The following is a 2,459-nucleotide window of genomic DNA, read 5'->3' on the forward strand; positions in this document are numbered from 1 at the left end:
CTTCGGGAGGGGAGGCGGGACACAAGAACGCAGATCAGATTGCATATCGTCACGATGCACAAGTAAGTACACACTCAGTGCCATTCATCGTCATCTGCCCGACGATTCAAACATACTTGCTTGCTACATCGACAAGTGCTGATGGACAATGACATGTGTGCATATTCAAACAGTGGGATCGAGGGTGCATCACCACAGACGCAAGTTGAAGCAAATGTCGAACAAGTAAGTGGTGGTGGTGGTGGAAGTCGAAAGCCACGCCGTGGGCTTCATCTGAGTAATAAGAAGAAACGGGTGAGCACTTCCGCCCCCGCTGAAGATACAAGTGAAGGAATCGCGACGGCAGGCTCTTGCAAATTGCAAGACTTGGATACGACGGAGCATGTAGATGCACGGACCTTCGGAGCGAACGACGCAACACCAGGTCAAAGTGTATGTACTGCCTCGCAAGAAAGTGCGACGAGCCCTCAAATTGTACAGCAGGAACTCGAGGTCGAGTTGGAATGTGACGTTCGAACACAACTGGACACTTCACAAGAGTGTTTGTCTCAACCAGAGGCATTTGTGGAACCGGCGCGAGAGTCGGTATCGGAGACGCCATTGAGCCAATCGAAGTGCTTGCAGGACGAAGTCTCGAGGAAGCCGAGACGAAAGCGTCCGAATGTGGTTCGCGACGACGACGACGTGTGCTTACCTGCACCTGCTCCTCGTCCTGCTCCCACTTCCTCCACTCTGAAAGCTGACGACAACATGATTGACGAGAAAAGTGATCAAGAAGGAGAGGAGGAGGAGGAGGACGATGACGACGACGACGACGACGACGATGACGACGACGATGCTGGATCATTAATCGATTTTATTGTTGACGATACTGACATTGAAGAGGACGAAGACGATGAGTCAGTAGTGAGTCTTCCTCCCGCCTCAAAAGACGAGGCAATTCGTCGTGATTTGGACGGAATTGACGAGAGCAACATTGTGGATGGCAAGCGCACACGTCGTCAAACTCAATTCTATGATAGAGAAGTGTTCGCATCTGCAGAATATAAGCGAATGATGCTGTGCGACGTTCCAGAGGACGAGATGCATGCATTGGAAGAAGACGACGAAGATGACAAAGAAGAAGAAACTGAAGAAGGCGATGAATTATGGCACAATGACGACGACGATGACGACGATGATGACGACGACGAAGATGATGACGACGACGAAGATGACGACGATGACGAAGATGACGACGAATATAAAGGAGGAAAGCAAGACAAGAAGAAGAATGGAGATGAAAAAGCGATGGATGTAAAAGAAAGGAATTCACACATGAAGTGTGGATCGCGCAGAAAGAATGATACGATTACAATCGACTGACCCAACTGATTCGTGGAATGGCAACTTTTCCCGCATATTCCTTCGTTGGGATTAAAACAGGGAAGTTACGACGATAGCGAATGCAACTTGAAAGGCATCGGAGTCCGAACACGAAACTCGCTTTTTCGATCGGGTCGGATCAAATTGGGCCGAATGGAGTCGAATCGAATCGGATGAGATGGAAAAGCACTCTTAGGAACGCACGAACGTCGTCGTTCCGCGAGTGCGCGTCCACTCGATCCATCGTGGACTAATGCATCCAAACACAATGAATCGAACGGTGTAATTAGACGTGTTGGTGGTACGCAGTGCGTCGATGACTTTACGATTGAATCGTGTGGTGTGTGCATAGACTCCCGCGTCGAAGAGGAGGCATTGGTTGTGGTAATTACGAGCGTCAAAGTTGTGTGGCACTAACAAGCGGAAGACTAAACGATTGCAGTGAGTGAATAAGCACACCACTACATCACGAAGCCGGGCACTCGTGTCATTCTTCATCGAGATGTCGATTTTAGGTAGGCGCATCTGTTTCGCTTCGCAATGTGCAAGTATGACGAGTGTGGATCGGAACTGCACCTCTTGAGATTCAATGGCCAAGTTGTCGACATCGAGCGTTTGCGTAGACATATTGAACACCGAGCGACATGAGTCCAAGCCAAATATGGCACATATCGTCACACAGTTTGTGATTGTGAAGTCGATGCACGCCTGAGCCGTGCCTTCACATACGAGTTTGTTGAAGTCGAACTTCACATTTCCGAGAAGATAGTGACGCGCAACATCGATCTCGTTGCACGTGACGTACTTGTTTTCACGACACAGCCGAAAATCTTTCAGTCTGACGCTCCATCCATTGCAAGAGTGTGTAAGTTGCACGACAGGATCGTCGCGAACTGTAGAAGGCCACGCGCTCGAACGCTTGCGCTCGATGTCGACGAGCGCAAGAACGTGACGCCGTAGTTCACGTGTGAGGATCCACTGCCCTGGATTGAGTATCTTCAAAAGGAGCTCATGCGGCACGACGACTTCACTCGTGAAGTCGCGAGTTGAATTAATTACAGTCGAGATCGGTGTACACGTGAGTCCTATAGTGG

The 2,459-nt window shown here is 49.6% G+C and carries 1 pseudogene; it reads right to left on the minus strand.

Annotation, left to right across the window (positions count from 1 at the left end):
• Positions 1-1,094 precede the first annotated feature (1,094 nt).
• Positions 1,095-1,241, minus strand: a pseudogene (locus EB084_23705) (peptidase).
• Positions 1,242-2,459 lie beyond the last annotated feature (1,218 nt).

The sequence above is a fragment of the Pseudomonadota bacterium genome (assembly GCA_010028905.1).
Lineage (GTDB): Bacteria > Vulcanimicrobiota > Xenobia > RGZZ01 > RGZZ01 > RGZZ01.